Origin of the sequence: Pseudonocardia sp. CA-107938, assembly GCF_050936315.1 — a bacterium.
In the GTDB taxonomy this organism is placed as follows: Bacteria; Actinomycetota; Actinomycetes; order Mycobacteriales; family Pseudonocardiaceae; genus Pseudonocardia.
In genome coordinates, this window is record NZ_JBNJNA010000002.1 from 507,747 (window position 1) to 531,730 (window position 23,984).

24 protein-coding genes are annotated in these 23,984 nt (G+C 73.9%); 6 read left to right on the plus strand and 18 right to left on the minus strand.

Features of this window, described 5'->3' with window-relative positions; all coding sequences use genetic code 11:
- Positions 1–55 precede the first annotated feature (55 nt).
- Positions 56–529, plus strand: a complete 474-nt coding sequence (locus tag ACQEVB_RS35340) for a nuclear transport factor 2 family protein (protein ID WP_432982261.1) — start codon at positions 56–58, stop codon at positions 527–529.
- Here ACQEVB_RS35340 and ACQEVB_RS35345 read toward each other — a convergent pair.
- Together ACQEVB_RS35345 and ACQEVB_RS35350 are read right to left on the minus strand one after the other, a co-directional pair.
- Positions 478–1,605 (minus strand): winged helix DNA-binding domain-containing protein, encoded by a 1,128-nt coding sequence (locus tag ACQEVB_RS35345; protein ID WP_432982264.1) that lies wholly within the window; start codon positions 1,603–1,605, stop codon positions 478–480. The two genes, ACQEVB_RS35340 and ACQEVB_RS35345, sit on opposite strands and share 52 nt — an antisense overlap.
- Before the next feature lies 1 nt (position 1,606).
- Positions 1,607–2,731, minus strand: a complete 1,125-nt coding sequence (locus ACQEVB_RS35350; RefSeq protein ID WP_432982267.1) for an epoxide hydrolase family protein — start codon at positions 2,729–2,731, stop codon at positions 1,607–1,609.
- 63 nt (positions 2,732–2,794) lie between these two features.
- Here ACQEVB_RS35350 and ACQEVB_RS35355 point away from each other — a divergent pair, with 63 nt between their 5' ends.
- Both ACQEVB_RS35355 and ACQEVB_RS35360 read left to right on the plus strand, forming a co-directional pair.
- A complete protein-coding gene (locus ACQEVB_RS35355; RefSeq protein ID WP_432982270.1) occupies positions 2,795–3,763 on the plus strand; it encodes a helix-turn-helix transcriptional regulator in 969 nt (322 codons plus the stop codon).
- Positions 3,764–3,828: 65 nt separating this feature from the next.
- Positions 3,829–5,130 (plus strand): IS30 family transposase, encoded by a 1,302-nt coding sequence (locus ACQEVB_RS35360; protein WP_432982273.1) that lies wholly within the window; start codon positions 3,829–3,831, stop codon positions 5,128–5,130.
- Between the two features lie 43 nt (positions 5,131–5,173).
- Here ACQEVB_RS35360 and ACQEVB_RS35365 read toward each other — a convergent pair whose 3' ends face one another.
- The 10 genes from ACQEVB_RS35365 to ACQEVB_RS35410 form a co-directional block, all read right to left on the minus strand.
- Positions 5,174–6,412 carry a sugar ABC transporter permease gene (locus ACQEVB_RS35365; RefSeq protein WP_432982276.1) on the minus strand — a complete coding sequence of 413 codons (1,239 nt, stop codon included), beginning with the start codon at positions 6,410–6,412 and terminating at the stop codon, positions 5,174–5,176.
- Positions 6,405–7,172 (minus strand): ATP-binding cassette domain-containing protein, encoded by a 768-nt coding sequence (locus ACQEVB_RS35370; RefSeq protein ID WP_432982279.1) that lies wholly within the window; start codon positions 7,170–7,172, stop codon positions 6,405–6,407. The genes ACQEVB_RS35365 and ACQEVB_RS35370 overlap by 8 nt, the downstream gene beginning before the upstream one ends.
- 4 nt (positions 7,173–7,176) lie before the next feature.
- Complete coding sequence (locus ACQEVB_RS35375) at positions 7,177–8,265, minus strand: substrate-binding domain-containing protein (RefSeq protein WP_432982282.1); 1,089 nt, start codon at positions 8,263–8,265, stop codon at positions 7,177–7,179.
- Entirely contained in the window at positions 8,262–8,873 is a 612-nt protein-coding gene (locus tag ACQEVB_RS35380) for a histidine phosphatase family protein (protein WP_432982285.1), read from the minus strand. The genes ACQEVB_RS35375 and ACQEVB_RS35380 overlap by 4 nt, the downstream gene beginning before the upstream one ends.
- A complete protein-coding gene (locus tag ACQEVB_RS35385; protein ID WP_432985460.1) occupies positions 8,870–9,892 on the minus strand; it encodes an NAD(P)-dependent oxidoreductase in 1,023 nt (340 codons plus the stop codon). Before ACQEVB_RS35385 ends, ACQEVB_RS35380 begins: the two co-directional genes overlap by 4 nt.
- A gap of 5 nt (positions 9,893–9,897) precedes the next feature.
- Positions 9,898–11,382 carry an FGGY-family carbohydrate kinase gene (locus tag ACQEVB_RS35390; RefSeq protein WP_432982288.1) on the minus strand — a complete coding sequence of 495 codons (1,485 nt, stop codon included), beginning with the start codon at positions 11,380–11,382 and terminating at the stop codon, positions 9,898–9,900.
- Positions 11,375–12,838, minus strand: a complete 1,464-nt coding sequence (locus tag ACQEVB_RS35395) for an FGGY family carbohydrate kinase (RefSeq protein WP_432982291.1) — start codon at positions 12,836–12,838, stop codon at positions 11,375–11,377. The genes ACQEVB_RS35390 and ACQEVB_RS35395 overlap by 8 nt, the downstream gene beginning before the upstream one ends.
- 104 nt (positions 12,839–12,942) lie before the next feature.
- The gene (locus tag ACQEVB_RS35400; RefSeq protein ID WP_432982294.1) at positions 12,943–13,734 is read right to left on the minus strand and encodes a DeoR/GlpR family DNA-binding transcription regulator; all 792 of its coding nucleotides are present in this window, start codon (positions 13,732–13,734) and stop codon (positions 12,943–12,945) included.
- Positions 13,735–13,839: 105 nt separating this feature from the next.
- A complete protein-coding gene (locus ACQEVB_RS35405; protein WP_432982297.1) occupies positions 13,840–14,688 on the minus strand; it encodes a carbohydrate kinase family protein in 849 nt (282 codons plus the stop codon).
- Between the two features lie 3 nt (positions 14,689–14,691).
- Complete coding sequence (locus tag ACQEVB_RS35410) at positions 14,692–15,681, minus strand: Gfo/Idh/MocA family protein (protein ID WP_432982300.1); 990 nt, start codon at positions 15,679–15,681, stop codon at positions 14,692–14,694.
- A gap of 267 nt (positions 15,682–15,948) precedes the next feature.
- Between ACQEVB_RS35410 and ACQEVB_RS35415 the strand changes: the two genes are divergently transcribed.
- Positions 15,949–16,914 carry an AraC family transcriptional regulator gene (locus tag ACQEVB_RS35415; protein WP_432982303.1) on the plus strand — a complete coding sequence of 322 codons (966 nt, stop codon included), beginning with the start codon at positions 15,949–15,951 and terminating at the stop codon, positions 16,912–16,914.
- Here the strand turns inward: ACQEVB_RS35415 and hpaD are convergent.
- The 6 genes from hpaD to ACQEVB_RS35445 are packed head-to-tail and all read right to left on the minus strand — an operon-like array spanning position 16,911 to position 22,626.
- The gene (gene hpaD / locus ACQEVB_RS35420) at positions 16,911–17,948 is read right to left on the minus strand and encodes a 3,4-dihydroxyphenylacetate 2,3-dioxygenase (RefSeq protein WP_432982306.1); all 1,038 of its coding nucleotides are present in this window, start codon (positions 17,946–17,948) and stop codon (positions 16,911–16,913) included. The two genes, ACQEVB_RS35415 and hpaD, sit on opposite strands and share 4 nt — an antisense overlap.
- A complete protein-coding gene (gene hpaE, locus ACQEVB_RS35425; RefSeq protein WP_432982309.1) occupies positions 17,945–19,435 on the minus strand; it encodes a 5-carboxymethyl-2-hydroxymuconate semialdehyde dehydrogenase in 1,491 nt (496 codons plus the stop codon). Before hpaE ends, hpaD begins: the two co-directional genes overlap by 4 nt.
- On the minus strand, positions 19,432–20,364 hold the full coding sequence (gene dapA, locus ACQEVB_RS35430) for a 4-hydroxy-tetrahydrodipicolinate synthase (RefSeq protein ID WP_432982312.1): 933 nt from the start codon (positions 20,362–20,364) through the stop codon (positions 19,432–19,434). The genes hpaE and dapA overlap by 4 nt, the downstream gene beginning before the upstream one ends.
- Complete coding sequence (locus ACQEVB_RS35435; protein WP_432985463.1) at positions 20,361–21,038, minus strand: GntR family transcriptional regulator; 678 nt, start codon at positions 21,036–21,038, stop codon at positions 20,361–20,363. The genes dapA and ACQEVB_RS35435 overlap by 4 nt, the downstream gene beginning before the upstream one ends.
- On the minus strand, positions 21,038–22,450 hold the full coding sequence (locus tag ACQEVB_RS35440) for a fumarylacetoacetate hydrolase family protein (RefSeq protein WP_432982315.1): 1,413 nt from the start codon (positions 22,448–22,450) through the stop codon (positions 21,038–21,040). The genes ACQEVB_RS35435 and ACQEVB_RS35440 overlap by 1 nt, the downstream gene beginning before the upstream one ends.
- A gap of 14 nt (positions 22,451–22,464) precedes the next feature.
- Positions 22,465–22,626 (minus strand): hypothetical protein, encoded by a 162-nt coding sequence (locus tag ACQEVB_RS35445; protein WP_432982318.1) that lies wholly within the window; start codon positions 22,624–22,626, stop codon positions 22,465–22,467.
- Between the two features lie 235 nt (positions 22,627–22,861).
- On the opposite strand from ACQEVB_RS35445, the gene ACQEVB_RS35450 reads away from it, so the two are divergent.
- Both ACQEVB_RS35450 and ACQEVB_RS35455 read left to right on the plus strand, forming a co-directional pair.
- Positions 22,862–23,242: an STAS domain-containing protein gene (locus ACQEVB_RS35450; RefSeq protein WP_432982321.1), complete on the plus strand. Its 381-nt coding sequence runs from the start codon at positions 22,862–22,864 to the stop codon at positions 23,240–23,242.
- Positions 23,239–23,982 carry an ATP-binding protein gene (locus ACQEVB_RS35455; RefSeq protein WP_432982324.1) on the plus strand — a complete coding sequence of 248 codons (744 nt, stop codon included), beginning with the start codon at positions 23,239–23,241 and terminating at the stop codon, positions 23,980–23,982. Before ACQEVB_RS35450 ends, ACQEVB_RS35455 begins: the two co-directional genes overlap by 4 nt.
- Positions 23,983–23,984 lie beyond the last annotated feature (2 nt).

Sequence of the window (23,984 nt, forward strand, 5' to 3'; positions counted from 1 at the left end):
CCGCGGACAGCAGATGCGAATGTCACGTTCTCGGGGGCTGCGGGGTCGTACCGGTATGACGAACACACTCTCCACCGATCTGGAAGCCCGCCTCCGCGCCGTCGCGGACCGCGTCGAGATCGACGCGCTGCGCGCGGAGTTCACCGACGCGGTGATGATGCGCGACCGCCCGCGCCTCGCGGCGCTGTTCACCGACGACGGGGTCCTGCGCATGCCGAACGTCCCCGCCGAGATGGTGGGCCCGGACGAGATCCGCGTGGGCGGCGAGGCGCTGCAGGCGCAGTGGGACTTCTTCGTGCAGACCGCGCACCCGGGCACGATCCAGCTGGACGGCGACACCGCGACCGGCCGCACCTACATGCAGGAACTCGCCCGCACCCTCGACGGCCACGAAGGGCAGAACTACGCCGTCTACCACGACCGTTACCGGCGCACCCCCGACGGCTGGCGGTTCGCGGAGCGGGTGTACGAGGTCCGCTACTTCGACCCGACCCCGCTGCCCGGCTCGGCGCCCGCGCGGCCGGCCTGAGCCACCTGGACCTCCTGCTCGGCGCCGGGAGCGGTGAAGTCGAGGAGCCGGTGGCCCTCGGCGGTGATCTCCGCGACGTCGTCCGAGCTCAGCGGGCGGTGCAGGTGCACGGTCAGCCGCCCGTCCGCGAGTGTCCAGTGGCCTGCCGGGACACCGTCGACCAGTACGGCTCCCGGCTGCGGCCCACCCCGGCGCGCGAACGCCGCGCGGAACGCGTCGGTGCTGATCCGGCGCCGGTCGGCGTGGGAGAGCAGCAGGTTGTCGAAGTCGTAGAGCAGCCGGACCGGGGCGGGCGTCTCCGGGTCGGGGCGCGGGGCGTCGGGGAGGTCGAACAGCTCCCGGTCCTGGTCGTCGCGGAACGTCCGCAGCTCGCCGCGCATCGGCTCCACGACCTCGCGCAGCCGGGTGAGGCCGGACCACGTCTGGACGTCCGCGACGGTGGCGGGGCCGAACGCCGCCAGGTAGCGGCGCACCACGTCCGCGGGGGTGTGGCCGGGCCCGGTGCCGATCCAGTTCTCGGCGCTGGTGTGCGCGATCGAGCCGCTGCGCCCCCACACCCCGCGCGGGGGCACCTGGACGAGCGGGAGCATGTTGCGCACCGCGTAGGCGAGCGTCGCCGGCGGCACGTCCGGCCACGTCGGCGCCAGCAGCGCACCCAGCTGCTTCGGGGTGCGTGGGCGCTCGGCGAGCAACGGGCGGGCCGCCTCGACGACGGCCGCGACGTCCACGCCCGCGATCGCCTTCCCGTGCAGCTGGTTGGTGAACAGGTCGCGGTCGAGCACCGGCTGCACGACGGGCCGCAGCCCGTGTGCGTCGCGGGCGGTGACCAGGTGGATCGTCGAGCGCATCAGCGCGATCCGCACGAGCGACCGGTCGACGAGCCGGTCTGCCGCGTCCTCGGGCCGGAAGCCGGTGATGCGGTTCCACAGCCCGAGGTACCAGGTGTGCGGCGTCTGCGCCTGCAGGCCGACGAGGTGCTCGACCACCTCGGGCACCGACCGGGTCGTGCGCTCCAGCAGGAACTGGCGCGCCAGCAGCGCCCGGTTCAGCGCCCGCGGGCCGAGCACCTCCGTCACGTCAGCCCCGCAGCCCGGCGAAGAACTGGCGCAGGTCGCCGACCAGCAGGTCCGGCACCTCGTGCGCCGGGTAGTGGCCGCCGCGGTCGAACTCGTTCCACGACACGATGTTGGCGTGGTCGCGCTCGGCGAAGCGCCGGATGCCGGAGAAGTCGAACGCGAACGCCGCCAACCCGAGCGGCACCGTCGTCGGCCCCTGCGGCTTGTCCTCCTCGGGCACGTGCCGATCCTCCCAGTAGAACCGCATCGCCGACGCGGAGGTGCGGCTGAACCAGTGGATCGCGGCGATGGTCAGCACGAAGTCGGGGTCGACGGAGTCGCCGAGCAGCTGGTAGCACCAGGCGAGCTGGCCTGCCGGTGAGTCGGCGAGCGCGTGCGCCAGGTTCTGCGGCTGCGTGGAGTGCAGCTCGCTGTAGGCCAGCTTGTCCGCGCTGAACTCCTGCAGCGTGGTCAGCTCCGCCATCTCCTGCTCGGACATGTCGGCGAACTCGGCCGGGTCGCCGGAGGGGAACGAGTAGATCTGGTCCACGTGCACGCCCACGACGTGCTCGCCGTCGAACCGCCCCAGCTCCGGCGCGACGAACGCGCCCCCGTCGTTGCCGTGCGCGCCGTAGCGCTCGTAGCCGAGCCCGGCCATCAGCTCCGCCCAGGCGCGGGCGGTGCGGTAGCGGTTCCAGCCCGGGTCCGTCGTCGGGCCGGAGAAGCCGAACCCGGGAATCGACGGGACGACCACGTGGAACGCCTGTGCGGGGTCGCCGCCGTGCGCCCGCGGGTCGGTCAGCGGGCCGATCACGTCGAGGAACTCGACGAACGTGCCCGGCCAGCCGTGCGTGAGGATCAGCGGGAACGCGTCCGGCTCGGGGGAGCGGACGTGCAGGAAGTGGATGCGCTGCCCGTCGATCGTGGTGGTGAACTGCGGGATCGCGTTGATGCGCTTCTCGACGGCGCGCCAGTCGAACTCGTCGCGCCAGCGGCGGACCAGCTCCCGGATGGGCGCCACGCGGACGCCGTAGTCGTTGCCGCCCGCGTCGTCGAGCTCCTCGGTCCAGCGGGTGCGGGCGAGGCGGTCGGCGAGGTCGTCGAGGTCGGCCTGCGGGACGTCGATGCGGAACGGGGTGATCTCCATGTCCAGAACACTACGAGCCCATCAGGCAAGGTTCGTTCCTGATGGTGCGGCAGACTTTCGCCCATGTTGGAGACGTCGGCCCGGCTGCTGCGCCTGCTGTCCTTGCTGCAGGCGCGCCGGGAGTGGACCGGACCGGAGCTCGCGGAGCGGCTGGAGGTGAGCGAGCGGACCGTGCGCAACGACGTCGAGCGGCTGCGCGCGCTCGGCTACCCGGTCGTCGCGAACCGCGGCTCCGTCGGCGGCTACCGGCTCGGCGCCGGCGCCCAGCTCCCGCCCCTGCTGCTCGACGACGAGGAGGCCGTCGCCACGGTGATCGGCCTGCGCTCGGCCACGGGGCTCACCGGCGTCGAGGAGGTGTCGCTGCGGGCGCTGGCCAAGGTGGAGCGGGTGCTCCCACCGCGGCTGCGGCGGCGGGTGGCGGCGCTGGGCGAGTACGCGCTGCGCGTGCCGGACGACACCCCGTCGCCGCAGGTCGACGCGGACGTCCTCACCGCACTCGCCGCGGCCTGCCGCGACACCGAACGGCTGCGGTTCGACTACCGCACCCACGACGGCGGCGCGTCCCGCCGCGAGGTCGAGCCCTACCGGCTCGTCGTGTGGGGCCGGCGCTGGTACCTGCTCGCCTGGGACGTGCAGCGCGGCGACTGGCGCACCTTCCGCGCCGACCGCATCACCCCGCGCACCCCCACCGGTCCCCGCTTCACCCCGCGCCCGCTGCCCACCGACGACGTCGCCGCCTACCTGTCCGGCCGCGTCTCCGCAGCGGCCTGGCGCCACCGTGCCCGCGTGCTCGTGCACGCGCCGGCCTCGGTGATCGCACCGCGCATCCCGTCCGCGGCCGGGCACGTCGAGGCCCGCGACGACGGCACGTGCGTGCTGCACACCGGCTCGGACACCCTCGACGGCCTGGCCGTGCACCTCGGCCTGCTGGGTGTCGACTTCGAGGTGACGGAGCCCCCGGAGCTGGTGGCGCGCCTCGCCGAACTCGCCGGGCGCTACGCCCGCGCCGTCGAACGCGCGAGAGGAACGTGAGCGGGGTTCTGGGGCGGTGGATTCAAGGAGTCGTCGCAACACCCTGTCTGAACTGGGGTGATGGGGTGGCAGGTCCTCCTCGGCTGCCGCGGGAGCGCGTGCGGGAGTTCTGGCGGGCGCGGATCGCGGGCGCGTCGATCACAGCTGCAGCCTTGGTGGCGGGCGTGTCGGAGTCCACCGCGGCGAGCTGGATGGCCAAGTCTGGCGGCATGATTCCGGATCTTGCGGAGCCGTCGGGTAGGTATTTGTCGATGCAGGAACGGGAAGAGATCGCGATCCTGTGGGAACAGGGTAAATCCCGGGCGGAAATCGCCCGACAGCTCGGTCGGCATCGGTCCACGATCGGTCGGGAGTTGGCCCGAAACCGGATCGTGCGCCGGCCGGCTCCCGGGCCAGGTCTCGGGCCGCGCGCGGACGGGCCGCGGCGGCCAGGGCCGAAACCGGGCACCAACCGGGGCCGGGACCGACCCGAGCACGAGCGGCTGCGGTATCGGGCCTCGGTGGCGCAGTGGAAGGCTGAGCTGCGGGCGCGGCGACCCAAGCTGCAGCTGCGCAAGCTGGCCACCCGACCCGAACTGCACGCCGAGGTGCTCGCCCGGCTGGAGAAGCGGTGGAGCCCGGAACAGATCGCCACCACCTTGTGCCGGGACTACCCCGAGCGACCGGAGATGTGGGTGTCGCACGAAACGATCTACCAGGCCCTGTTCGTGCAGGGCCGCGGCGAACTCCGCCGCGAACTGACCCAGTGCCTGCGCACCGGGCGGGCCTTGCGCAAACCTCGCAGCGTCCCCGGAGAGCGGCGCGGCAAGCGCACCATCCCGGACGAGCTCATGATCGTCAACCGGCCGGCCGAAGTCGAGGACCGGGCGGTGTCAGGACACTGGGAAGGTGACCTGATCCTGGGCGCGGGCAACCACAGCGCGATCGGCACCCTGGTCGAGCGCAGCACCCGGTTCGTGCTGCTGCTGCACCTGCCCCACGATCACAGCGCCGAGGCGGTGCGCGACGCCATGCTCGCCGCGATCTCCACCCTGCCCGCGCACCTGCGCCGGAGTCTGACCTGGGACCAGGGCTCGGAGATGGCCTGCCACGCCGAGATCACCATGGCCGCCGACCTCGACATCTACTTCTGCGATCCGCATAGCCCGTGGCAACGCGGCAGCAACGAAAACACGAACGGACTGCTCCGCCAATACTTCCCTAAAGGCACCGATCTGTCCGTGCACAGCGCCGCACACCTGGCCTCCGTCGCCGCCGAACTGAACGAGCGCCCCCGAAAGACACTGGGCTGGACAACACCAGCCCAGGCCCTCAACGAGATACTGTCACGCCGACAACCAACCAACGGTGTTGCGACGACCCCTTGAACTCGAGCGCCCAGAAACCCCGCTCACGTTCATCTCACCCGCGTCAGGCCTGCCCGTGCGACGCGCGGGAGCGGCGGGCCAGCGCGTCGACCGCCACGGCCAGGGCCAGCACCAGACCTGTGATCATGAACCGGAACGACGAGTCGAGGTTGAGCAGCGTCAGCCCGGACGAGATCGACTGGATGACGACCACGCCGAGCAGCGCCGACCAGGCGCTGCCGCGCCCGCCGAAGAGGCTGGTGCCGCCGATGACCGCGGCGGCGATGGCGTTGAGGTTGACGTCGCCGGTGCCGCTGGACTGGTTGGCCGACGCCAGCCGGGACGCGGCGAGGATGCCGCCGACCGCCGCGAGGCTGGAGCACAGCACGAACGCCGACGTGTAGACCATGCGCACGTTGATGCCCACCCTCCGGGCGGCCTCCGCGTTGCCGCCCACGGCGAACAGCGAGCGCCCCCAGGCCGTGCGGGTGAGCATGTAGTCCAGCGCCACCGTGAGCAGCACGAAGAAGACGAACATCCAGCCCACGCCGCGGCTCTGGTTCAGGTACCAGGCCACCAGCTCCAGCACGACGAGCAGCGCGCCGGCCCGGACGAGCAGCGCGGTCGTCGAGCGTGCCGAGAGCCCGGCCGCTCGGCGGCGCGCGGCCAGCCGCAGCCCGGAGCCGAGCACCACCGCCGCCGGGACGGCCGCGAGCACGTACGCCACGACCGGCGGCAGGAACCACAGCTGCGCGAACGACACCAGCCCGGACGTGAACGGGATGTTGATCGACCCGGCGGCCCCGAGGATCCACAGCTGCAGCCCGAGCAGCGCGAGCAGCCCGGCCAGGGTGGCCACGAAGCTGGGCATGCCCAGCCGGTTGAACATCTGCGCGTACACGTACCCGACGAGCGCGGCCGCGGCGACGGCAGCGACCACGGCCAGCGCGGCCGGCCAGCCCTGGTTCACGAACAGGACGGCGAGGATCGCGCCGGACAGCCCGCTGACCGAGCCGACGGACAGGTCGATCTGCCCGGCGATCAGCACGCACACGATGCCGAGCGAGATGACGCCGACCGAGCACAGCTCCAGCGTCAGGTTGACCAGGTTGTCCGGCGAGAGGAAGACCGGGTTCGCGATCTGGAAGACCGTCCAGATCACGACCAGCCCGACGATCACGGGCAGCGACCCGAGGTCGCCGCCGCGCATCCGGCGGCCGAACTCGGCGAGCGTCCCGGACAGCCCGGACGCGTGCTCGACGCGCACGTCCTGGCGGTCCAGCTCGGTGGCCAGGTCAGACATGGTCGGCCTCCTTGCGGCGCCGGGCCCGGCGCGTGACGGCGTTGTCGTCGGCCCCGGTGATCGCGGAGACGATCGTCTCGGTGCTGGCGTCGGCCGGGAAGTCGCCGTTGTTGCGGCCGAGTCGCAGCACGACGATGCGGTCGGCGACGGCCCGGACGTCGTCCATGTTGTGGCTGATCATGATGACGCCGAGCCCGCGCTCGCGCAGCCGTTCGATGAGGTCGAGGACCTCCGCGGTCTGCGCGACGCCGAGCGCGGCCGTCGGCTCGTCGAGGATGATGATCCGCGGGTCACCGAGCAGCGAGCGGGCGATCGCGACGGTCTGCCGCTGCCCGCCCGAGAGCGCCGCGATCGGCGTGCGGACGCTCGGGATGCGCGCCGACAGCTCGCCGAGCAGCCCCCACGCGCGCACCTCCATCGCCACCTCGTCCAGCCGCGGCCGGACGAGCTCGTGGCCGAGGAACAGGTTCGCGACGACGTCGAGGTTCTCGCACAGCGCGAGGTCCTGGAACACGGTCGCGATGCCGAGCGAGATGGCCGCGGCCGGGTTCGGCACCGTGACCGGGACCCCGTCGAAGGAGATCGTGCCGCTGTCCGGCGGGTGCACCCCGGACAGCACCTTGACCAGCGTCGACTTGCCGGCGCCGTTGTCGCCCACGATCGCGACGACCTCGCCGCCGGCGACGTCGAGATCGATGTCGGTGAGCGCGTTGACGGCGCCGAACCGCTTGGAGATCCCGCGCAGCGTGAGGGCTGTCATCAGCTCACCCCGTGACGCCGATGGCCGAGCAGGCCGCGGCGTACGTGGGAGTGCAGATGTCGCCCGGCGCGACGATCTTCTTGTCGAACAGCTCCGCCTTCACGTTCGCCTTCGTGACGAGCGTGGGCTGGAAGAGCTGCGTCGGGGTGTTGAACAGGGTCGTCGGCGCCTGCGGGGCCTTGCCGGTGAGCAGGCCGACGGCGGCGTCCGCGGCGGCGCCCGCGACGATCTCGCTCGGCTTGGAGATCGTGTTGTACTGGTCGCCGGCCACCACGAGCTGCACGGCGGCCGTCGTCGCGTCGTTGCCGGTCACCGGGGGCACCGGGTTCACGCCGGCGGCCTTGAACGCGGCGATCGCGCCGCCGCCCGTCCCGTCGTTGGCGGCGACCACGCCGACGATCTTGGAGCCGAACCGGGTGATCTGGCCGGCGACCCAGTTCTGCGCGGCCTCCGGCTTCCAGTCCGGGGTGTCGTACTCGGCGAGCAGCGGGATGCCGCCCGCCTCGATGCCGGCCTTCATGCCCTTCTTGATCAGGCCGGCCGCGGCGTCGGTCGGGGAGCCGTAGACGCCGAGCACACCGGAGCCGGGCGGGATCTGCCCGGTCTTCAGCTTCTCGACCAGCGACTGCGCGATCGCCTTGCCGATGGCCTCGTTGTCGAACGAGACGTAGTAGTCGGCGGCGATCGACGGGATGGGCCGGTCGTAGGCGATCACCTTGACGCCCTGGGCCTTCGCCGTGTTGACCATGGACGCGGCCGCGGTGGAGTCCACCGGGTCGAGCACGACGACCTTCGCGCCCTGGGCGATGGCCGAGTTGAACTGCTGCTGCTGCTTGCTCGCGTCACCCGTCGCGTTGTTGTAGAGCGCCTCGCAGCGCGGGCAGATCTTTGCCAGCTGCGCCTTGAAGCCCGGGGCGTCGTGCTCCTCGTAACGGGTGGAGGCCTGGTCGGGCATCAAGAACGCGATCTTGGCCTGCAGGTCGGCGCCGGAGCCGGCGGCCGGCGCGGCGCCGGACGATCCCGAGGGCGGGTTGGTTGCGCAGCCGGCGAGGACGAGCGCGGCGGCCAGCGCCGTGGTGAGTTGGCGGATCATGTCGGCTCCTTTGCGGACAGGGGGACGTTGAACGACAGGAGGGCAGCGGTGTCGGGACCCAGCGCGATCTCGGTGATCGCGACGTTGTCCAGGCGGGGGAACACCTGCCGGTAGCGGGCGACGGGCAGGCCGAGCAACGCGCACAGGCCCAGCCGCAGCAGGGTGTTGTGCGCGACGACGAGGACGGTGTCGTCGGGTCGGGCGGTGGCGATCGCGCGGAGTGCCGTGACGCACCGCTGCGCCGCGTCGACCGGAGGCTCGGCGCCGGGGAACGGGTGCGCCACCGGGTCGGCCCGGAACCCGGCCACGACCGCGGGATCGAGCTCGTCGAGGGTGTGGCCCTCGGCGATGCCGAAGCCGACCTCGCGCAGCTCCGGGCACTGTGCGAGCTCGACGCCGAGCGCGGCGGCCGCCGGTGCGGCGGTGGCGACGGCCCGGGGCTGCGGCGAGCTGACCACCGCCGTGACCCCGCGATCGACGGCCCACCGCGCGAGCCGGTCGGCCTGGGCCCGGCCCTCGTCGGTCAGGTCGGGGTCGCTGGCGCCGCCCGCGTAGCGGTTCTCCGCATGCCAGACGGTCTGGCCGTGCCGGGCGAGCAGCAGCGTCACCGGAGCACCTCGGGGTTCGCGCAGTGCAGGGGCGGCTCGCCGCGCCGCCACCGCTCCGCCTCGGCGGCGACCATCGCGGCGGCCCGCTCGGCGACCTGGCGGCTGGCGCCGGCCAGGTGCGGGGTGGTGACGAGGTTCGGCAGGCCGCGCAGCGGGTGGTCGGCGGGCAGCGGCTCCACGTCGTAGACGTCCAGACCGGCGGCGGCGAGGTGCCCGCCGCGCAGCGCCGCGGCCAGCGCGTCGTGGTCGACGAGCGCGCCGCGCGCGCAGTTGACCAGCACCGATCCGGGGCGCATGGCCGCGATGCGGGTCGCGTCGAGCATGCCGGTGGTCTCCGGGGTGACGCGCGCGTGCAGCGTGACCACCTGGGCGGCGGCGAGCAGCTCGTCCAGGTCGACGAGCGATACCCCGGCGGGCAGCGTGTCGGGCGCCGCGTACGGGTCGTGGACGAGCACGCGGGCGCCGAACCCGAGCAGGATGCGCGCGACCCGCGACCCGATCGCCCCGCCCCCGACGACGCCGACGGTGGCGCCCTCCAGCTCCAGCCCGGACGACTCGTAGACGAAGTTGTCGGCGTCCCACCGGCCGCTCGTCACCTCGAGGTGGCCGCGGCCGATGCCGCGCGCGGCCGCCAGGATCAGCCCGATCGCGAACTCGGCGGTCGCGGTCGCGTTGCGGCCCGGCGCGTAGGTGACGGTCACGCCGTGCTCGGTGGCGGCCCCGAGGTTGGCGTTCACCGGACCGCCCCGGGACACCGCGAACAGCCGCAGGTCCGGGCTGGCCTCGATGATGCGGCGGGTCAGCGGCGCGAGGTGGGTGAGGCAGACCTGCACGCCGTCGAGCGCGGCGATCATCGCGTCCTCGTCACCAGTCGCCTCGTCGACCTCGGCCACCTTGCCGAACGGGTCGTGCGGCCACCGGGTCGCCAGCTCCCGCACGTCCCAGGCAGCGGGGTCGTCGAGCGCGGCGCGCATCAGGTCGGGCCGCACGAACAGGTCGCCGGCGGCGAGCAGCGGGATGGGTGTCATGCGGCGGCCCTCCTGCGGGCGTGGGCGGCGATGCGCGAGTCCAGCCAGCCGTGGCTGGTCAGCGCGGAGAGGAAGCGGTCGTAGCCCGGGGCCAGCGCGGCGGCGCGGGCGGGGTCGGGGTGCAGCTCGGTGCGGACGCGGACCATGCGGGCGGCGGCCCCGAGCAGGTCGCCGTCGACGGTGCCGGCAGCGAGCACCGCCATGCCGACGGCCGGTTCGGCGTTCTCCGGCACCCGGACCGGCACGCCGAGCACGTCGCAGCGCAGCTGGTTCCACCACGCGTTGCGGGCGCCGCCGCCGGTGAAGCTGACCCGGCCGCTGACGTCGGCGCCGGCATCGTCGAGCAGGTCGAAGCAGAGCCGCTCCAGGTGCGCGACGCCCAGGCAGACGGCGGCGTACCCGGCGTCGGGCCCCAGCTCGCGCTCGACGCCCCCGTCGATCCAGAAGCCGCGCGCCTCCGGGGCGACGAAGGGGAACCGCTCGCCGTGGCCGGTCAGCGGGTAGCAGAGCGGGACGGACCGAAGCCGGCGCGCGGCGTCGGTGAGCGCGTCCAGGTCGGCGCCGGGGAAGAGCTCGGTGAGCGCGCCCGCGCCCGTGCTCGACGCCCCGCCGGGCAGCCACAGGTCGCCGTGCGGTGCGCGGTGGGAGTAGACGGCGCCGGTGGCGTCGCGCAGCAGGTGCCGGGTCACGCCCTTCAGCGCGAGCGTGGTGCCGAGCACCGAGTTCCACTCGCCGGGGGCGAGTGCGCCGGCGGCGAGCTGGGCGGCGCACCCGTCGGTCATGCCGGCGACGATCGGCGTCCCCGCCGGCACCCCGGTGCTGTCCGCCGCCGCGGCACCGACCTCGCCCAGCACCGCACCCGCGGCCACCACCTCGGGCAGCACGCCGGGGTCGATGCCCAGCTCCTGCAGCACGTCGACGGGCCAGCGCCGGTCCAGCAGGTCGTAGCCGGTCTTGAGGGCGTGGCTGGAGTCGGCGGCGACGGGCCGGCCGGCCAGCCCCGCCGTGACGAGGTCAGTCTGGTGGACGAGCCGCGCCCCGTCGCGCAGCAGCCCCTGCTCCCGCCACCACAGCAGCTTCGGCAGCGCCCACGCCGGCTGCATGCGGTAGCCGAGCCGCTCCCACAGCGCCGCCCCCGCCTCCTGGACGCGTGCAGCGAGATCGCCCGCGCGGGTGTCGTCGTACATCAGGCCCGGGGTGCGCGGGGTGCCGTCGGGGCCGGTGAGCGCGACGGTGCCGGACGTGCCGCAGACCGCGATCCCGCCGATCCGCGCGCCCGCGGGCAGGGCCGCCGTCGTCTCGGCCAGCACCTCCACCGCGCGGGCCCACCAGCTCGCCGGGTCCTGCTCGTGCCGGCGGCCGTCGCGCACGCTCACCAGCGGGCGGGTGGCCATGGCCAGCTGCACGCCCGAGGAGTCGACGGCGATCGCGCGGACGCTCTGCGTGCCCAGGTCGACGCCGATCCAGATGCGGTCAGGCATGGACGACCGCCGCGCGCGTGTCGAGGAACTCCTGGTGGCGCCCGTCGTGCAGGTCGCGTACCAGCGGGTCCGGGGCTAGGCGATCCCGTTCGCGCACCAGGTCGGACGCGGCGCTCGCGAGGTCGGGGTGGTCGCCCAGCGCCGCGCTCGCGACGACCAGCGCGCCCTTGGCGCCCACCTGCGAGTCCGCGGTGCGGGTGACGGTGCGGCCGGTGACGTCGGCGATGACCTGCGCCCACAGCTCCGACGCGGCGCCGCCGCCGCACAGGTGCAGCGGATCGTCGGGGCGGCCAGCCGGTGCGGCGTCGAGGCAGTCCCGCACGACGTGCGCGAGGCCCTCCAGGGTGGCCCGCGCGAGGTGCGCCGGACCGTGCGCGAACGACAACCCGGCGACGACGCCACGGGCCGCGGGCGCCAGGAACGGGGCGCGTTCGCCGGCGGGGGAGAGGTAGGGCAGCACGGTGACGCCGTCCGCGCCGGCCGGTGCCTGCGCCGCGAGAGTGGTCACGGCGGCGGCGTCGGGCAGGCCGAGCAGCGTCACCAGCCAGTCGACGACCCCCGTGCCGGCGAGCGTCGGGAAGGCGCGCAGCGCGAGGCCGGGCAGCCCGAGGTCGAGGGTCAGCCCGGTCGGCGGGGCGTCCGGGCCGGGCACCGCGTCCGCCGGCCGGATGATCGTCTCGGTGCAGAGCGTCGTGCCGAGGATGCTCACCGACTCGCCGGGCGCGGTCGCGCCGCTGCCGATCGCGGTGGTGGCGATGTCGTACGGGGCGAGGACGACCGGGATGCCGGGCGGGAGCCCGATGTCCGCGGTCAGGGGCTGGACGCGGCCGGCGTCCTCGATCAGCGGCGGCACGAGGTGGGCGAGGTCGGCCAGCCCGTACAGCGCGACGAGGTCGGGCTCGCAGGTGCCGGTGCGCTGGTCGATCCAGGGCGCCGAGGCATCGGAGCGGTCGACGCCCAGCACGCCGGTCAGCTGCAGGAAGAGCCACCCGCCGCAGGTGAGGGCGGCGTGCGCGGCAGCGACGGCGTCCGGCTCGGTCTCGCGCAGCACGGTGAGGATCGCGTGCGGCAGGCCCGAGTTGCCGAGGCTGCCGGTGCGACGGAAGGCCTCGTCGAGCACGCCGTCGGCGCGCCAGCGCTCCACGACCGACGCGGCGCGCGCGTCGTTCCACAGGACCGCCGGCCGGACCGGGCGGCCGCCGCGGTCGACCAGCCACGCGCCGTCGCCCTGCGCGGTGAGCGCGACCGCGCGCACCGAGTCGGCGTCCCCCGCGGTGACCGCGCGCACCGCGTCGACGACCGCGGCCCAGACCTCGCCCATGTCCTGCTCCGAGCGCCCGTCGGCGAACGTGCGGACGACCGTCGGGCGCCGTTCGACCCCGAGCTCGCGGCCCGTCGCGTCGTAGCGGACCGCCTTGATCAGGGAGGTCCCCGCGTCGACGCACACCACCGTCATGGGCGGGGAGTAGACCGAACTTCACAGGACATCGCAAGAAATCACATTCTGCGCCATCGAGTACGGAATATCCGCAGGTCAGTGGATCCCGGATGGGCCGGACTTCACATGCCGGCGATCTCGACGGTCACGCCGCGGCGGCGCAGGTCGCGCACTGTCTCCGGGGTCGTGTCGGCGTCCACGACCACCACGTCGAGGTCCGCGAGCGCCACCAGCCGGTGCAGCGCGCGCCGCCCGAACTTCGTGTGGTCGATCATCGCCACCGTCCGAGCCGAGGCCGCCACGAGCGCGTGCCGCGTGATCACGGTGTCCTGCGACTGGATGTAGCAGACGCCGTCCGTGACCGCCGTCGTCGACATGACGAGCAGGTCCGCCTGCAGGTCCGCCGCCGCAGCCGCCGTCGCCTGCCCGAGGAACGACTCGTAGGCGGCGACGTAGCGGCCGCCGAGCCCGATCAGCTCGATGCCCGGCTGCTCGCCCAGGATCCGCAGCACTGGCAGGAAGTGCGTCACCACGGTCAACGGCGCCCGCTGCGGCAGCAGCCGGGCCAGCGCGAGCGACGTGGTGCTGTCGTCGAGCGCGATCACCTGCCCCGGCTCGACGCACGTCCGCAGCACGTGCTCGGCCATCGCCTGCTTCTCCCGCGCCTGCGCCTGCATGCGGTGCGCCATGTCGCCGTGGAACGTGCGGGTGGGGGCGCTGGTCGCGCCCCCGCGGACCTTCAGCAGGAACCCCCGCGCCTCGAGCTGGTCGAGGTCGCGGTGCATCGTCATGATGCTGACGCCGTGCTCGCCGGCCAGCTCGTCGACCCGGACGAACCCCTGCTCGGCCACGCGCTGCCGCACCGCCTCGCGACGCAGCTCCGGGCTGGCGTGGGAGCGGGGACGCGAAGGCACCCGCACAGCTTGGCCGATGCGGGTCGCCACCGCTCACGCACACCGTCGGGTGCTCGCGCACATGCTGGGACGTGTGCGCGAGCACCCGAACGCATGCGTGAGCGGCTAGAAGAGGACCGTCATCGGCCCGGCCACCCGGATCGCCTGCGCGGCGACGGCGGCACCGCGCCGCGCGGCCGTGCGGGCGTCGGCACCGGCGAGGGACGCCGCGATGAAGCCGCCGGCGAACGAGTCGCCCGCCCCGTCCGTGTCGACGGGCGTGACGGCGACGGCGTCGACGGCCGTCTCGCCGTCCCCGTCCCGGACGAGCGATCCGGCCGGCCCCCGCGTCGTGCAGACGGTGGCGCCGCCGGCGACGAGCGCGTCGACGTCGGCCCCGAGCGCGTCCAGCTCGCCCTCGGTGGGCAGCAGCACGTGGGCCAGCGGCAGCACGTCGAGCAGCGCCTGGACGGTACCCGGCTGCAGCGACTCCGGGCGGACGTTGGGGTCGATCGAGATGCGGGCGCCCGCGCGGTGGGCCCGGTGCAGCGCGGCGAGCGTGGTGGACGCGAGCGGCTCGCCGAAGATGAGCGCCGAACCGGACACGTGCAGCCAGGTGGCGCGCTCGGGCAGGTCGGTGAGGTCGGCCTCGCCGACCTGCGTCGCGGCCGTGCCGGTGACGGCGAAGTCGAACTCGCGCTGGTCCGCTTCGTGGTAGGTGATGTGCGCGGTGGCCGTCGGCAGGCCGCTCCCCGTGACGAGGTGACCGAGGTCGACGCCGCCCGCCGCGAGCCCGTCCTGCAGCACCTGGCCGTGCGCGTCGCGGCCGACGCCGCCGACGAACGTCGTGGGCACCCCCAGCCGCCCCGTCACGTACGCGGTGATCGCGGGCGCGCCGCTGGGCCACGGCCCGGTGTACGGGCGCCCGAGTTCGCGCTGGTAGACGACGAGCGCCTCCCCGACGATCAGGAGCACGGTTCAGACCGGGGTCGGCTGCCGCGGCTCCAGGCCGGCGGCGCGGTAGCAGGCGTCGATGGCCGCCATGTTGGCGACGGCGTCGTCGAGGTCGGTGGGGAACGGCTCGCTGCGCAGCACGGCGCCGGCGAAGGCGCGGAGCTGGAAGTTGTACGTCGGTTCCTTCGTGACGTGCTCGACGCGCTTCTCGGTGCCGCGCCGCACCCGCAGGCGGTGGGCGAACTGGGGTCCGGTGAGGTTGCGGACGTCGAGGGTGCCCTCGGTGCCCTCCACCCGCGCGCCGAGGGAGAGCAGCCGCCGCGACGCCATCGACGCCGTGATGCCGCCGGTGCGGCCGTCGGCGAACCGCATCCGTGCCTGCACGAACCGGTCGACGCCCGGCCGCGCCGTGCGGGCCGTCGCCGACACCACCTCCGGCTCGGCTCCGGCGATGGTGCGCAGCTGGTGCAGCGCGTAGCAGCCGACGTCCATCAGGGTGCCGCCGGCGAGGCGGAGGTTCCAGCGGATGTCGCGGGGCAGCAGCAGCGGGATGCACATCCACGTCTCGATGTGCCCGACCTCGCCCAGCTCGCCGCTCGCCACGATCTCCAGGACGCGCGCGGTCATCGGGTGGTAGCGGTAGTGGAACGCCTCCATGACGACCTTGCCGCTGGGCCGGGCCACCTCGGCGACGGCGCGGGCCTCGTCGGCGTTCGCGGTGAATGGCTTCTCGCACAGGACGTGCCGCCCGGCCTGGACGGCGGCGATCGTCCAGTGCCCGTGCAGGCCGTTCGGCAGCGGGTTGTAGATCGCGTCGAGCGAGTCGTCGGCGACGAGGTCGGCGTACGAGCCGTGGACGGTCGGGATGCCGTGCTTCGCGGCGAACGCGGCCGCCCGGTCGCGGTCACGGGCGGCGACGGCGACGACCTCGACATCGGGCACGACGCGAGCCGGCCTGATCAGTGCGGTCGGGGCGATGCGGGCGGCGCCGAGGACGCCGATGCGGAGGGGCACCCCGCAGATGCTGCCAGCGCCCTACTTCGGCTTGACCGGGCGGGGCCGGCCGTTCCCTGTGCACATGGCGAGTCCTTCCTGTGATCATCCGGGACGCCAGTGTGGTCCATTCGTGCGCGCCGCCGCAGGCGAATGCGAGAGAAATGCGCGAACTGGACAGAGGGTGACGTGCGCTGTACAGCCGGTATCATCGTTCGGCCCTGTCAGCGCGCTCCGGCGCCACCTACGCTGGCTGGCCGCCACGTCAGTCGAGCAGAGGACCCGGCCATGGCAGAGGTGCGCGTGCAGCGGTCGACCCTCGACACCCGCGACCCGGACGAGGCGCACGACTACCTGCGTGCCACGTACGTCGACCACGCCGTGCAGCTGTCGGGGAGCACCGACCGGTTCCGCTTCCGCCACCACGTGGCCGGCGACGACCAGTTCTTCGTCGCCCGCTACGAGCACTCGATGAACTGCCGGGTCGACACCGAGTCGTTCGGGTACCTGCTGGTCGGCCAGATGCTGAGTGGTCGGCTGCGCCTGTCCGACGGCCGGTCGGAGACGAGCCCGACGGACGGCGAGCTGTTCGTGCTCGACCCCTCGGTGCCCATGCAGATCCAGTGGGACGCCTTCCGCACCGGGCTGGTCCGCCTCGACCTCGCCGTCGTGAACCGGGTGGCGAGCGAGATCGTCGGCGCGCCGCTGCCGGGCGGTGTGCGGTTCGGGGTGGCCAAGGTGCGGTCGCTGGAGCGGGCCCGACACTGGCAGGGGCTGGTGCGCCACCTGACCCACGACTTCCTCGCCAACGACGCCGCCTACAACAGCCCGCTCATCCACGCGCAGACGATGCGACTCATCGCCGCGACCGTCCTCGACATCTTCCCCAACACGACGGCGGCGGCCGATCCCGCCCGGGCCGGCCGAGCCGACGCCGGGGTCGTCCACCGCGCCGTCGCCTACATCGACGAGCACGCCGGCGAGCCGATCGGCGTCACCGAGATCGCGGCCGCCGTCCGGGTCGGGACCCGGACCCTGCAGGACGCCTTCCGTCGCCACCTCGACACGACCCCGATGGCGTACCTGCGCCGGACCCGGCTCCAGCGGGCGCACGAGCAGCTGCACGCCGCCGCACCGGGCGAGGAGACCGTCGCCGCGATCGCCGGCCGGTGGGGGTTCGCGCATCCCGGCCGGTTCGCGGTGCTCTACCGGGAGACGTACGGCCGCTCGCCCAGCGCGACGCTCGAGAGCTAGACCTGCGCCCCGAGCTTGAACCCCTCGTCGGGCCGGGTGTAGGAGAAGCCGTCGGCACCGATCGTGACGTCGGCCTCCCGCGCCTCCGTGCGCTCCTGCGGCGCGACCGGCACGCCGTCGAGGTCGAGCACGGTGGACGCCTCGGCGTACCAGGACGGCACGACCGGCGTGCCCCACCAGTCGCGGCGCTGGTTGTCGTGCACGTCCCAGCGGACGACCGGGTTGTCCGGGTCGCCGGTGTAGTAGTCGTGGGTGTAGATCTCGACGCGGTGCCCGTCGGGGTCGCGCAGGTAGAGGTAGAACGCGTTGGAGACGCCGTGCCGGCCCGGGCCGCGCTCGATCCTGTCGGACTGCCGCAGCGCCCCGAGGTGGTCGCAGATGTGCAGGATCTGGCTGCGCTCGTGGGTCGCGAAGGCGATGTGGTGCAGCCGCGGCCCGTCGCCGCCGGTGAGCGCGACGTCGTGCACGGTCGCCTTGCGGTACAGCCACGCCGCGTAGACGGTGCCGGCGGCGTCCTCGATGTCCTCCGAGACCGTGAAGCCGAGGCCCTCGTAGTACCGCTGGGCGGCCGGCACGTCGGGGGTGACGACGTTGAAGTGGTCGAGCCGGGAGATGGCGCCCGCGCCGTGCACGTCGTAGCGGCGGGTGAAGCGCTCGACGTGCTCGGCGTCGTGGAAGAACTCGATCGGGAAGCCGAGCGGGTCCTGGACGCGCACGGCCTCGCCGATGCCGCGCGTGGCGCCTGCCGGCACCCGTTCGACGCGGACGCCGAGCGCGCGGTGGTGCGCCTCGGCGAGGTCGAGGTCGCCGGGGGTGCGCACGCGGTAGGCGAGCCGCGCGCAGGCGGCGGTGTCGCCGCGCCGCAGCACCAGCGAGTGGTGCAGGTACTCCTCGAAGGCCCGCAGGTGGATGGCGTCGTCGTCCTCGAAGGTGACGACGAGCCCCAGCACGTCGACGTAGAACGCGCGGGAGGCGGCGAGGTCGGTGACGACCAGCTCGGCGTAGGCGCAGCGGATGACGTCCGGAATGCTCATCGCGGGTCTCCTCCGGCGCCGAAGCGGGGCGTGTGGACGTCGCCGAGGGTGAGGTGGACGGCCTGCTCCTCGGTGTAGAAGTCGATCGAGCGGTAGCCGCCCTCGTGGCCGAGGCCGGACGCCTTGACCCCGCCGAACGGGGTGCGCAGGTCGCGGACGTTGTGCGAGTTCAGCCAGACCATGCCGGCCTCGATGGACGGGGCCACGCGGTGGGCGCGGTTCAGGTCGCGGGTCCAGACGTAGCCGGCGAGGCCGTAGCGCACGTCGTTGGCCAGCGCGATCGCCTCGGCCTCGTCGTCGAACGGGGTGAGCGCGGCGACCGGGCCGAAGATCTCCTCCTGGAAGATCCGGGCGGTGGGCGGCACGTCGGCGAACACGGTCGGTTCCAGGAAGTTGCCCTCCGGCAGGTGGTCGGGCCGCTGCCCGCCGGCGACGAGCCGGGCCTCGCCCTTGCCGATCTCGACGTAGCCGAGCACGCGCTCGTAGTGCTCGGGGTGCACCAGCGCGCCGACCTCGGTGCGCGGGTCGTGCGGGTCGCCGACGACGATGGCGCGGGCGCGGTCGGCGAACCGCTCCACGAACTCGTCGTACACGCCTTGCTGGACGAGGATCCGCGAGCCGGCCGTGCAGCGCTCGCCGTTGAGGGAGAACACGCCGAAGAGCGCCGAGTCCAGCGCGGCGTCGAGGTCGGCGTCGGCGAAGACCACCACGGGCGACTTCCCGCCGAGCTCCATCGACAGGCCCTTGAGGTGCGGCGCCGACTCGCGGAAGATCGTCTGCCCGGTCGTGGTCTCGCCGGTGAACGAGATCAGCCGCGTGCCCGGGTGCGCGACCAGCGCCGCGCCCGCCTCCTCGCCGATGCCGTTGACCAGGTTGAACACGCCCCTGGGCAGCCCGGCCTCGGTGAAGATCTCCGCCCACAGGCTCGCCGAGAGCGGGGTGAACTCGGCAGGCTTCAGCACCACCGTGCAGCCCGACGCGAGCGCCGGCGCGAGCTTCCACGACTCCAGCATGAACGGCGTGTTCCACGGAGTGATCAGCCCCGCGACGCCGGCCGGCTTGCGGTGGACGTAGTTCAGCTGGCGGCCGGGCACCTGGTACGCGTCGTCGGACTGGGCGACGATCAGGTCGGCGAAGAACCGGAAGTTCTCCGCGGCGCGCTGCGCCTGCCCGAGCGCCTGCGTGATCGGCAGGCCGGTGTCGAACGTCTCCAGCTCGGCCAGCCGCTGGTCACGGGCCTCGACGAGGTCGGCGACCGCGTTCAGCACCCGGGCCCGCGCCCGCGGCACCATGGTCGGCCACGGGCCGTCGACGAACGCCCGCCGGGCCGCGGTGACGGCGGCGTCGACGTCGGCGGCCTGGCCGGCCGCGGCGGTGGCGTAGGTGCGGTTGGACACCGGGTCGAGGACGTCGAACGTCGCGCCGTCGACGGAGTCGCGCGGCTCTCCGTCGATGAAGTGCGGCTGGTGGCTCGGCACGCCGGTCATGCGACCACCTCGGCGGGGGTCAGGTACTTCGCTCCGGCCTCGGCGAGCGCGCGCACCCGCTGCTGCCCGGCGTCGGTCAGCCCGAGCAGCGGCGGCCGGACGTGGTCGGAGGCGATGAGCCCGCGCTCCTTCATGAGCCACTTTGCCGGGGCCGGGTTGGTCTCGGTGAACAGCAGGTCGACCAGCGGATGCACGCCGTAGTGGATCTCGCGGGCCCGATGCAGGTCGCCCGCCGTCGCGGCCTCGTACATCTCCGCGACGGCAGCGGGGGCGATGTTGGCCAGCGCCGACACGAACCCGACGCCGCCCAGTGACAGGATCGGCAGGCAGAGCAGCTCGATCCCGGACCAGACGAGCAGCTCGGGCCCTGCCGCGTGCAGCACGCGCGAGAAGTGCTCGAAGTCCTTCGTCGTCTCCTTCACGCCGACGAAGTTGTCGTGCTCGCGGAACAGCCGCGCGACCGTCTCCGGCGCGATCTCCACCGCGGTCCGCGACGGCACGTTGTAGGCGACGATCGGCAGGTCGGGGAACTCGCGGGCCACCGTCGAGTACCAGACGTGCAGGGCCTCCTGGGTGGGCCGCGCGTAGTACGGCGTGATGACGAGCGCGGCGTCCGCACCGGCGTCGCGCGCGGCCGCGGTCAGCTCCAGGGTCTCGTCGAGCTTGGCCGAGCCCGTGCCGGGCAGGAACGGCACCCGGTCGGCGATCTCGGCGGCGACCGTGCGGATGCCCGCCGCGCGCTCGGCGATCGTCTGGGCGGACGGCTCGCCCGTCGAGCCGCCGAGGGAGATGCCGTGCGTGCCCGCGGCGAGCTGCCAGCGGACGAGGCGGCGCAGGCTGTCGTGGTCGACGTCGCCGGCATCGGTGAACGGCGTGACGAGCGGCGCGATCGACCCGCGGATCCGTGCGGGATCGGAGCGGAACCTCATGCTGGTCCTTCCGGTGCGGCGGCCCGGCTGCGCAGGACCGCGTCGAGGGTGGCGAGGCGGTGGGCCCGCGCGGCAGCGTCGATCTCCGCTGCCGGGGCACCGCCGGCGATCAGGTCGAGGAGCGCGTCGTGCTCGGCGACGGACCGGCGGGCGCGCTCGGGGATGAACGAGAACACCGAGGTCCGCAGCGTGGACACCTGCGCCCACCCCCGTTCCACCAGGTCCCGCAGCTGCGGGTTGGGGCAGGGGGCCGACAGGACGTGGTGGAACCGCTGGTTCAGCCGGCTGTGCCGGACCGGGTCGAGGTCGTCGAGGCCCGCCCGCATGGCGTCGTTGATCTCGCGGGCCTCGGCGAGCGCGGCACCGCCCAGGTGCGCTGCGGCGAGGCCGGTGGCCGCGCCCTCGACGACGGCGAGCGTCTCCACCGTCCAGCGGTACTGGGCGGGGTCGAGCATGCGCACGGTGGCACCGACGTTGCGCACCACCTCGACGTGCCCCTCGGCCTCCAGCCGGCGCACCGCCTCGCGCACCGGCACGGCCGACACCCCGAGCTCCTTGGCGAGCGTGCCGAGCACGAGCCGGTAGCCGGGGGTGTACTCACCGTCGAGGATGCGCCGGCGGATCACCTCGTAGGCGAGGTCGACCTTGGAGACCGTTCGGTCCTCGGAGGTGATCACGCGTTCTCCTCGTCGTAGCGGGCGCGCCAGGCTCCCGCGAGCGGGTACAGGCCGTCGAGGGCGGCGCCCTCGCCCACCCGTGCGGCGATCCAGGCCTCCTCGCGCTCCTGCTCCTCGGCCGCGGCGACCACCTCCTCGACGAGGTCGGGCGGGATCACCAGCACACCGTCGTCGTCGGCGACGATCACGTCCCCGACCTGCACCGTGGCGCCGCCGCACGCGATCGTCACGTCCGTCTCCCACGGCACGTGCCGGCGACCGAGCACCGCCGGGTGCGCACCGGAGGAGTGGACGGGCAGGCCGAGCGCCGCGACGGCCGCGGCGTCGCGGACCGCCCCGTCGGTGACGATCCCGGCGGCGCCGCGCACCTGCGCCCGCAGCGCCAGGATGTCGCCCAGGGTGCCCGCCGAGGAGTCGCCGCGGGCCTCCATCACCAGCACCTCCCCGGGCTGCAGCGCGTCGACGACGCGCTTCTGGGCGTTGTGGCCGCCCCCGCGTGCGGCGAACAGGTCCGGCCGGAACGGGACGTAGCGCAGGGTGCGGGCCGTGCCGACGATCCGCCGGCCGGGCACGAGCGGGCGCACCCCGTCGATGCTCGTGTGGTCGAAGCCGCGGCGACGCAGCTGGACCGAGAGCGTGGCGACGGCGACGCTGCCCAGCCGTTCGCGCAGGTCGGGGGCCAGCGCAGGGGCGGGCGTGCCCCAGGCGTCGGCGCGGACCGCGTCGTCGACGGCGGCGGCGGAGCCCCACGGGCCCAGCGGCGGACCGGTGACCACCTCGGTGCGCAGCCGCCCGGTGCTGCGGCCGCCGTCGAGCGTGCACACCTCGACCTCGACGACCTGCCCCGGCCGGGCGACCGACGCCCCGGCCGGCGTGCCGGTGAGCACGACGTCGCCGGGTTCGAGGGTGAGCATCCGCGACAGGTCGGCGATCAGGTGCCCGAAGCCGAACAGCAGCGTGTCGCTCGTGTCGTCCTGGACGAGCTGCCCGTCGAGCCACGTGCGGACGCGCAGCCCGTCCGGGTCGACGTCGGCGGCCGCCAGCAGCGCGGGCCCGAGCGGGGTGTAGCCGTCGCCGCCCTTGGACCGCACGTTGGAGCCGCGGTCGGCCGCGCGCAGGTCGTGCAGCCCCAGGTCGTTCGCGGCGGTGACCCAGCCGACGTGCGCCCAGCCGTCCTCCGGCCGGACGCGCCGGGCCGTGCGCCCGACGACCAGCGCGATCTCCCCCTCGAACGCGAGCAGCTCGGTGCCCTCCGGCCGCTCGACGGTGCCGCTCCCGCAGAGCGAGCTCGACGGCTTGACGAAGTACGACGCCGCGGTCGGGGTGCGCCCGCGCTGGGCGGCCCGCGACGGGTAGTTCAGGTGGACCGCGACCACCTTGCCCGGCCGGGTGCCGAGCGTCGCGGTCACCGCGTCGGCCTGGTCTATGTCGTCGCCCCTTCCGCAGCCTGATCGTCTACGAAATCGTATATGGCACGGTCCAACACGGTGTCGCCGCGCTCCTGCTCGGCCTGGTTGTCCGGGCCGAGGTCGATGCCGGCCCGGTCGCGCAGGAGGCCGCACGCGGCGGCGGCGAGCGCGGCCATCCCGAGCAGGTAGCAAGCACCAGCGTCGCGACCAGGAGGTGGGGGAGGGGGACATCGAGGCTCCTCGTCGTCGAGGCGGGTCGTGTACGAAATCATATACGATTCGGATCCGGTTGAGTAAGTCACCCGTACAGCGTTTGCTCCAGATGCCGGACCGGCGGAGACTCACTGACTGCGCCGCCATCCACCTGCGGAGCGCTCGAGCGACAGCGGCGCCAGTGGGGAGGAGGGAGTTGTGCACGTACCGTCGGACTCTCCCGACCGCCGGGTCGTCACGGGTCTCCGCGCGCGCCACGAGCGAGCCGCACCGGGTGAGGCGGTGCTGGTGGTCGAGGGCGAGGTCGACCTGGTCACGGTGCCGGCGCTCACCGAGCTCCTCGACCAGGCACTCGCGAACAGCAGGCGGGTGATCCTCGACCTGGGCGGGGTCACCTTCTGCGGCGCCGTCGGGGTACGGGCGCTCGTGCGCGCCGCGGCGACTGCGCGGGCGGCCGGCGCCGAGCTCCGCCTGCGCGGCGCGAGCCCGATCCTGCGCCGGATCACGGCACTGTGCGACGCCGACAGCGAACTCTCCTGGGTCGAGCAGCGGCGCACGGGTCAGGTGGACGCCGGATGAAGTGGTCCGACCGACTGCTCAGCACGCGGACCGTGGAGGTCGCGGGCGTGCCGGTGGTCGAGCTCGACGGGCTCCTCGCGCGCCGTTCGACCGCGGAGCTGCACACCTTGCTCCGGAAGATCCTGCTGGATCGCGGACGGGTGCTGGTCGACGCCGACCGGCTGCGGATCTCCTCGACGGCGTCGCTGGCCGTCTTCCCGACCGTCCTCGCGCGGGTCGGCGGATGGCCCGAGGCGCGGCTGGTCGTGGTCGCGGCCGGCGGCCCGGTCATGGAGGGCATGCGCGCAACCGGCCGGCACCGGGAGGTCGCGGTCGCGCCGGACCTGGCCTGGGGCTTGCGACTCCTCGAGCGCCGCCCGCTGCGCGTGCGCCGCACCACGTCGCTGCCCCGGGCACCGGAGGGCACGACCGCGCTGGCCCGCGTCCTGTGCCAGGTGGCCTGCACGGACTGGGAGATCCCGAGCCACTACGCGGAGCGGCTCGAGTTCGTGGTGAACGAGCTGGTGACGAACGCTGTTCAGCACACGCAGAGCGAGCTGGAGCTGAGCCTGTCCCTCGACGGGGACGGGTTGCGGGCGAGCGTGCGCGACGGGCGCCGCGACGGCGTTCCGGCGCCCGGGTCCGGGCGGTACGGGATGCGCATCATCGCCGAGCTGTCGGACGTGTGGGGCGTCACCACCCACGCCGACGGCAAGACGGTCTGGGCGTTGCTGCGCGCCTCCTTCCCCGAGGAGGTCTGACG

What these genes read in the sequence shown, in the direction of transcription:
- ACQEVB_RS35340 (WP_432982261.1), top strand. Translation starts at nt 56, where the DNA reads ATGACGAACACACTCTCCACCGATCTGGAAGCCCGCCTCCGCGCCGTC.
- ACQEVB_RS35350 (WP_432982267.1), bottom strand. Translation starts at nt 2,731, where the DNA reads ATGGAGATCACCCCGTTCCGCATCGACGTCCCGCAGGCCGACCTCGAC.
- ACQEVB_RS35355 (WP_432982270.1), top strand. Translation starts at nt 2,795, where the DNA reads ATGTTGGAGACGTCGGCCCGGCTGCTGCGCCTGCTGTCCTTGCTGCAG.
- ACQEVB_RS35365 (WP_432982276.1), bottom strand. Translation starts at nt 6,412, where the DNA reads ATGTCTGACCTGGCCACCGAGCTGGACCGCCAGGACGTGCGCGTCGAG.
- ACQEVB_RS35370 (WP_432982279.1), bottom strand. Translation starts at nt 7,172, where the DNA reads ATGACAGCCCTCACGCTGCGCGGGATCTCCAAGCGGTTCGGCGCCGTC.
- ACQEVB_RS35375 (WP_432982282.1), bottom strand. Translation starts at nt 8,265, where the DNA reads ATGATCCGCCAACTCACCACGGCGCTGGCCGCCGCGCTCGTCCTCGCC.
- ACQEVB_RS35390 (WP_432982288.1), bottom strand. Translation starts at nt 11,382, where the DNA reads ATGCCTGACCGCATCTGGATCGGCGTCGACCTGGGCACGCAGAGCGTC.
- ACQEVB_RS35395 (WP_432982291.1), bottom strand. Translation starts at nt 12,838, where the DNA reads ATGACGGTGGTGTGCGTCGACGCGGGGACCTCCCTGATCAAGGCGGTC.
- ACQEVB_RS35415 (WP_432982303.1), top strand. Translation starts at nt 15,949, where the DNA reads ATGGCAGAGGTGCGCGTGCAGCGGTCGACCCTCGACACCCGCGACCCG.
- hpaD (WP_432982306.1), bottom strand. Translation starts at nt 17,948, where the DNA reads ATGAGCATTCCGGACGTCATCCGCTGCGCCTACGCCGAGCTGGTCGTC.
- hpaE (WP_432982309.1), bottom strand. Translation starts at nt 19,435, where the DNA reads ATGACCGGCGTGCCGAGCCACCAGCCGCACTTCATCGACGGAGAGCCG.
- dapA (WP_432982312.1), bottom strand. Translation starts at nt 20,364, where the DNA reads ATGAGGTTCCGCTCCGATCCCGCACGGATCCGCGGGTCGATCGCGCCG.
- ACQEVB_RS35445 (WP_432982318.1), bottom strand. Translation starts at nt 22,626, where the DNA reads ATGGCCGCGCTCGCCGCCGCCGCGTGCGGCCTCCTGCGCGACCGGGCC.
- ACQEVB_RS35455 (WP_432982324.1), top strand. Translation starts at nt 23,239, where the DNA reads ATGAAGTGGTCCGACCGACTGCTCAGCACGCGGACCGTGGAGGTCGCG.